Origin of the sequence: Edaphobacter aggregans DSM 19364, from assembly GCF_000745965.1 — a bacterium.
Lineage (GTDB): Bacteria > Acidobacteriota > Terriglobia > Terriglobales > Acidobacteriaceae > Edaphobacter > Edaphobacter aggregans.
Map to the genome: position 1 here is coordinate 1 of NZ_JQKI01000209.1, position 6723 is coordinate 6723.

Annotated in this window: 6 protein-coding genes; 5 read left to right on the forward strand and 1 reads right to left on the reverse strand. The window is 52.7% G+C overall.

The window, feature by feature from the left end; genetic code table 11:
• Positions 1-487: 487 nt before the first annotated feature.
• The gene (locus tag Q363_RS29525) at positions 488-1135 is read left to right on the forward strand and encodes a hypothetical protein (RefSeq protein WP_245632554.1); all 648 of its coding nucleotides are present in this window, start codon (positions 488-490) and stop codon (positions 1133-1135) included.
• 666 nt (positions 1136-1801) lie between these two features.
• Here Q363_RS29525 and Q363_RS41550 read toward each other — a convergent pair.
• Positions 1802-1996 (reverse strand): hypothetical protein, encoded by a 195-nt coding sequence (locus tag Q363_RS41550; RefSeq protein ID WP_157467847.1) that lies wholly within the window; start codon positions 1994-1996, stop codon positions 1802-1804.
• A gap of 18 nt (positions 1997-2014) precedes the next feature.
• Between Q363_RS41550 and Q363_RS29530 the strand changes: the two genes are divergently transcribed.
• From Q363_RS29530 to Q363_RS47160, 4 genes are all read left to right on the forward strand, one after another.
• A complete protein-coding gene (locus Q363_RS29530; protein WP_425387807.1) occupies positions 2015-2365 on the forward strand; it encodes a PadR family transcriptional regulator in 351 nt (116 codons plus the stop codon).
• A 10-nt stretch (positions 2366-2375) separates the two neighbouring features.
• Entirely contained in the window at positions 2376-5006 is a 2631-nt protein-coding gene (locus Q363_RS29535; protein ID WP_035357861.1) for an ABC transporter permease, read from the forward strand.
• A gap of 40 nt (positions 5007-5046) precedes the next feature.
• Positions 5047-6189, forward strand: coding sequence for a type IV pilus twitching motility protein PilT (locus Q363_RS29540; protein WP_051979516.1), 1143 nt, complete (start codon positions 5047-5049; stop codon positions 6187-6189).
• Positions 6190-6548: 359 nt separating this feature from the next.
• Positions 6549-6723, forward strand: a 175-nt coding sequence (locus Q363_RS47160; RefSeq protein ID WP_425387808.1) for a transposase, incomplete at its 3' end; no start/stop codon positions are given.

A 6723-nucleotide genomic window follows, 5' to 3' on the forward strand; every position in this document is an offset into this window, starting at 1 on the left:
ACCCGGCCAAGCCGCCGATCAAGCCGTAGCCTCGCTCGGCCGCCTTCAACAGGATGGCGCCGCCATCGGAACTGCCCTGCCGCTGATCGAACTGCGCCACGACCGGCTTGGGAAAAATCTCAGCGAACAACAAACACTCTGTCGTGCTATTGTCTGACACGCATAGGCCTCTTTGGCTTATTTAAACACTGTCTTGACAGCATGTCCGGAGCTTTCGCTTCTTCAACCTTCAAGAATTATTCGGGTTAGGCTGTCATTTCCTGTGCGAGGGTCCAGCTTGGAAAAACGTGGGCCTCTCCAGGGTAGATTGAGCTGCCGGACTCCTCTTTATGAATGAACGTCTCAAAGGAGTCTATTCACTTTGCAATTCCGCCTTGGCTCATTTCTGTATGCCGCATTTCCCCTGTTCCTCCTGATCCAGGCAAACGCGGATAAAGCGGCCGCACAGGCCCCTCAACAAACACAAAGGAGGGATGCGATCTCTGGCATGGGTGTTTCCGTCGGAATCTTCGGACAACTGACCCAGGCGCGTACTCCAATAACCTCACTTCAAGACAGCAACGGTCTGTTTACGACGCAGAAGTCTCAAAGTGCCTCGCCGTCCGCAGGGGTACTGGGAACCTTCCACCAGCAGTTCACGCGATGGTTGGGCTACAACGTAAACGTCGGCTATACGCGTTTCACGGAAAACTATTCCTATGGAACCGCCTATATTCCATCGGCGCCTCCCTCAACTGCATCGAGCTCGAGTTTCACGCGCGGATCGATTGGGACCAATGTTGTTGAGACAACAGTTGCTATAGTGGCGCAAGGTCCACGGAGTCGGCACTTCACAACGTTCGCTCAATTCGGCGGCGGTGGTTTGTTCTTCGTACCTTTCACACACTCAGACGCGTACAACAGGCAGGTCCGGCCGACGATGGTCTTCGGCGTAGGAATGAACTACCGCCTCACAGATCATTTCGGTATCAGGGCCGAATATCGTGGACTCTTCTATAAGAGTCCCGATTTCGCGCCTACCCTAAATTCCGTTCCGGTCACAAGGCTGTTTACTGTGACCAATCAGCCTGTCTTCGGTTTGACCTACACCTTCGGCGGTCGACAGCCAATGCGGATGGCGCGTCTCGGCAAATAAAGCTGATCTCGGTCTCTATCCGGTTATAACCACCAACTGAAATAGGATACTCATGGAATTCGCATTTGGTTTTCGGTCTTCTCAACGCAGGTTTCGTATGTCATTTTTGACCTTTACTCCCATATCCATAATTTCCCTTCCGGGATCCGGCGATGTTCAGCCGACGGACTGGGCGAGCCAGCGAGAAACGTCGAATCTCCGGCGACGCGTGCTCAGAAGAGATCGGTACCGATGTCGTGGGTGCGATCGAGACGAGAGAGAGGTAACCGTCGCAGTTCACCTTGTCAATCCTGATGCCGAGGATGAACAAGATATGCTCACTTTGTGTAGACGATGCTTTGCAATCGTGGGCGAAACGAAGATAGCCGCTTCTCATACCCCTGAGTTTCTCCGCAAGCTTTGGACGGTCCTACATTCGCATGGTTCCAGGTGGGAGGTTAAGTGAACAGGAAAACATTCATCTTCGGTAAGTGGCCGAGTGGCCGGTCTTTCTTCGACAGATGCCCGCGAGTCAATCAGCTAAGTGGGTCGACGGTGGCCTTCCACAGTCTATTTGTTTGTGACATGGCTCATGGGGCGATTTCGAGAGACTCGTAAACCGTCGATTTTGACGCCGGTCGCAAAAAGGACCGCGCGTAAATACAGAGCACAGAGTTCAGAGCTCAATCAGAACGACAGGACGCCATCCGTGAGGGTGGCGTCTTTGTTTGGCGACCAGGGTACAAGCGGACCGTCGGGACGGCCAGCCGAGACAGTGAAACGAGGATGGCCGACACCACCCAGCGCGGCTGACCCCGCCAATTTTACCTTTTCGAGGCGTTGGGCAAAAATAGCCCAGGAGAGCTTAGTACCCCTTGACATTCGACAGGCGCCTGATTCATGCTCTTGTTGGGTATCGAGGGAAATGTGCCGCCATCTACTGATCTGCTTCAAGGAACGCTCGACCTGCTAATTCTGAGAACCCTAGATCTTGAGCCTATGCATGGATGGGGAATAGCTCAACGCATCCATCAGGTTTCCAAGGAAGCACTGCAAATCGGCCAGGGTTCACTCTATCCGGCGCTTCACCGCTTGGAATACAAAGGCTGGATTCAATCCGATTGGGGAACCTCTGAGAACAATCGAAAAGCTAAGTTTTACTCGTTGACGCAAACAGGAAAAAAGCAATTAAAAACTGAACTGCAAGATTGGGGCCGCATCTCCGTAGCGATAGGGCTGGTACTCAAGTAGAGGAGCTTCAATGTTTTACGAGTTGCTTACCCGCCTTCGTTACTTAGTGAGATCAAAGCCACGTCATGAAATAGACGAAGAGCTGCAGTTCCACTTGGAGCAGCAAACCGCGGCATATCGTGCCGCAGGGATGACACAGCAGGAATCGCGGCGACAAGCTGTCATTGCATTCGGCGGAACAGAGGCGATTAGAGAACAAACGTATGAGCAGAGGCCTGCTTATTTGTTCGATACCGCTATGCAGGACATCCGCTACAGCTTGCGTGGATTCGGTCGAAATCCGCTCTTTACCAGCGTAATGGTTCTCACCCTAATGCTAGGGATTGGTGCGACGACAGCTGTCTTCAGTGTGGTTGACCGGGTTCTTTTTCGCCCCCTGCCCTATGCGCATTCTGACCAGCTTGCCTCAGTGGGGCTAGTGCAAGCCCTGGAAACCCAAGAGTTCATGACCAGTGGGTTCTATTACGATTGGCGGGATGGCCAAAAAGCTTTTCAGTCTATGACTTCAGAAGAGGCAGCGACACACAAATGCGACCTTACTGAGGGGAGTCCTGAGCAATTGGATTGCGAATCTATCGAAGGTAACTTTCTTTCAACGCTGGGCGTAAAACCTTCAATAGGGAGGAACTTTCTTCCGGAAGAGACCCGCCCTGGGGGGCCGCGCGTAGCGATTATCTCCTATGCCTTTTGGCTAAATCACTATGGCTTGGACCCTGGCATATTGAGCAAACCAATCGATATTGACCAAAGCCGTGTCCAAGTGATCGGAGTTCTCCCACAAAATTTCGAAATGCCTCGACTGCAACCGGTTGAAGTCTTGTTTCCGATAACTGTGGATGAGGCTTCGGACCGAACCTCTAACGGGGGATTTGGGTCAGCACGACGTGTCTTCGGGAGGCTCAACCCTGGTGTATCTCTTGAACAGGCAAATGTAGACTTGCAGCCTCTCTTTCGGAAAACGCAAGCTCAACTTCCACCGACTATTCGGTACGATTTTCACCTCAAGCTCCGTTCTCTTCGAGACGGACAAATGCAAGGGGTTAGGAAGATCGCTTGGGTACTCTTTGGTGCGGTTCTTACAGTATTGCTCATTGCATGCACTAATGTGGCTAGCCTTCTGATGGCTCGCGGCGCAGCGCGTCAACGCGAGCTGGCCGTCCGTTCTGCTTTAGGGGCAAGCCGAACACGGTTGATTCGTCAGGCCATTACCGAGTCTCTTCTCTTATCCGGAATGGGGGCAATCGCGGGATGCGCTCTGGCCGCAGGCCTGCTGCACATCTTTGTTGCACTCGCACCCGTTACAATTCCTTACCTCAGCCAAATTCATCTTGATTTACGCATAATCAGCTTCACTATCGTTCTATCCATACTGTGCGGCTTATTTTTTTCGATCTTTCCAGCGGTGCAGAAACCAGCAAATGGATCGCTGAATGGCCGCTCGTCGCTGAATGCTTCTCATGCCACTACTCGGAAGTGGCTCGTGATCACTCAAATTGCCGCGAGTATGGTTCTTCTTGCCGGAGCCACGTTGCTGTTTCGAAGCTTTCGCAACCTCGAGACCCAACATCTCGGCATGACGGTAGACAACTCCCTCACAGCCAATATCAATCTAGGAGAGCATTCGTACGCTTCATCCGCAAGCAAGGTGGACTTTTGTCAACGGCTAATGACTCGCCTGCGGTTTTTACCCGGCGTTTCGCTCGTTTCTATAAGCGATTCGATTCCGCCGGGAGCCGGTGTCTTCAGGGGACGATTTGATGAGATTGCCGTTGACGGACGCCCGCTCTCTGCTCCCGGGACTGGCGGCATAGTGGGGTCCCGGCGAGTTTCGCCCGATTACTTCCGGGCGTTCGATATTCCGATACTTCAAGGAAGAACCTTCCACGATCAAGATCAGAACTCAAGCGAGCACCCGATCATCATCAGTGAGCGTCTTGCAAAGCTTCTCTTTCCAAACAAAGATCCGCTGGGACAACGACTACGATTTGATCGTCTCCTTTTTTCTCAGTCATGGAGCACGGTAACGGGAGTTGCTGCCGATGTAAAGAATAGTGGTCTCACCTCAGAAGAGATTCCAGAGTATTACCGCCCTTGGAGCGGCGGGGGCACGTCTGTATTCGTTGTCAAAAGCTCCCTTCCTGCCGACCAAACGAGTCGTCTCATCCGTACACAGGTAGCAGCTCTCGATCCGACTGTGCCGGTCACGATCTCAACGGTAAGGCAGGCAGTCAGTAAGCTGGCTGACCAGCCCCGCTTTCAAGCTGTGCTCGTAGGGTTCTTCGCAGCAATTGGAGTCACACTATCTCTGATAGGTCTCTATGGTGTGATCTCGTTCTTGGTAGCACAGCGGACACAGGAAATCGGGGTGCGACTTGCGCTGGGAGCAAACAAGTCCACCATTCTAGGATTGGTTATGGGACAGAGTTTCAAGTTGATCGCGGTTGGCGTTGCAATTGGTTTAATTGTTGCTTTTGCCCTGACACGTGCCCTAGCAAGCCTGCTTTATGGAATCGGCTCTCATGACCCCATTACATTTGCATTCACAGCATTGGTGCTGGTGCTCGTTGGCCTGGGTGCGACCCTCATCCCCGCTCGTTCCGCAACTGAGATAAGCCCAGCGGTGGCTTTGCGATGCGAGTAGAACTTGACCAGTTGTCGCCTGTTCTCAATATGGAGATCTGATGTCTGCATACGAAAGTGACTTGTCGCAGCTCGTTTATGAGCTAAATAGCTCAACATCAGTAACCAAAGGAGAGAGAAATACATCTCTCGATGCGCTCCTGATATCTGCAAGCGAGCAGCATGCCTCTGACATCCTGTTGGTAGCAGGGTCGGCGGTCACATTCAGGGTTAACGGATCGTTGACCTCGGGTACGGCTCGAGTTTTATCTTCGGACGACCTGCGCAAAATGCTGCTCCCTTTGCTAACGAGCGATCAGGCAAAGGAGTTTGAAAGTAGTAGGTCCTTGGACTTTTGCTTCGCCCACAGACCGATTGGAAGATTTCGCATTAATCTTCACTATCAAAGAGGAACGCTCGCTGCCAGCATACGGCTGCTGCCTTCACAAGTTCCAACGATCGAATCTCTTCATCTTCCTCCAGTGCTGGAACGCCTCATGGAAAAACGACAAGGCCTGGTTCTACTGACCGGTCCTACTGGATGCGGCAAGACATCCACGATGGCGGCCTTTGTAGACCTAATCAATGCGCGCAGAAGAGACCACATCATCACGATTGAAGATCCGGTTGAGTATCAGCACACTAATCGCAAGTCAATCGTCGAACAGATCGAAGTGGGACACGACACGCCAAGCTTTGCTCTCGCCGTTCGAGCAGTTCTCCGCCAGAATCCTGATGTAATCCTTATAGGAGAGATGCGCGATCCTGAGACAATGGCGGCGGCGCTCACTGCTGCCGAGACAGGGCACTTGGTTCTCTCATCTCTTCACACAAACGATGCCGCCCAGACAATGTCTCGTCTGGTAGACAGTTTTCCGCCATCGAGCCAGTCACAGATACGTCAGCAGTTGTCCCTTGCCTTGCTCGCCGTAGTCGCGCAACAACTCGTTCCAGCTCTCGATCATGTGGGGTTGTATCCCGCTGTAGAGATCATGGTCGCCACGTTGGCGATTCGCAATCAGATCAGGACGGGCCAAGATCATCTTTTACGTTCACAGATTTCAACCGGACGTGGGGAAGGCATGATGACAATGGACCAGTCTCTAGCAGAACTCGTTCTCACACGTCGCATCTCTCGCGAGACAGCTCAGGCTCACTGCTACCACCCCGATGAGTTGCGCTCGTACCTGAATCATTCCGCTTAGCCCAGGCAACCTAAGTGCTTTGTTGGGGTAGACCGTATCCGTCAGGCAAAACCACATTGACAGTTACAGATTGCTAGCGGCCCATGCGGTGGGAGTGAGTTCTGGAAGTCTCATGTACATCCGGTGTTTCATCCGTGGGCCATCGTTCTGGGGTTGGTCTTGCTCGGCGTCTCTCTGAGGAAGAAGAGCAAAGCCTAGTTTCTAGAGGCTCTAGCCCGAATAATTCTTGAAGGTTGAAGAAGCGAAAGCTCCGGACATGTTGTCAAGACAGTGTTTAAATAAGCCAAAGAGGCCTATGCGTGTCAGACAATAGCACGACAGAGTGTTTGTTATTCCCTGAGATTTTTTCCAAGCCGGTCGTGGCGCAGTTCGATCAGCGGCAGGGCAGTTCCGATGGCGGCGCCATCCTGTTGAAGGCGGCCGAGCGAGGCTACGGCTTGATCGGCGGCTTGGCCGGGTGCCTGGAAGACAAGCGGCAAGCTGGGAAGATCGAACATTCGTTGCGCGAGTTGCTGGCGCAGCGTGTATTCTCGA

Excerpts from the sequence above, each read along its gene's own strand:
- Q363_RS29525 (WP_245632554.1), top strand. The coding sequence starts at position 488 with ATGGGTGTTTCCGTCGGAATCTTCGGACAACTGACCCAGGCGCGTACT.
- Q363_RS41550 (WP_157467847.1), bottom strand. The coding sequence starts at position 1,996 with ATGTCAAGGGGTACTAAGCTCTCCTGGGCTATTTTTGCCCAACGCCTC.
- Q363_RS29530 (WP_425387807.1), top strand. The coding sequence starts at position 2,015 with ATGCTCTTGTTGGGTATCGAGGGAAATGTGCCGCCATCTACTGATCTG.
- Q363_RS29535 (WP_035357861.1), top strand. The coding sequence starts at position 2,376 with ATGTTTTACGAGTTGCTTACCCGCCTTCGTTACTTAGTGAGATCAAAG.
- Q363_RS29540 (WP_051979516.1), top strand. The coding sequence starts at position 5,047 with ATGTCTGCATACGAAAGTGACTTGTCGCAGCTCGTTTATGAGCTAAAT.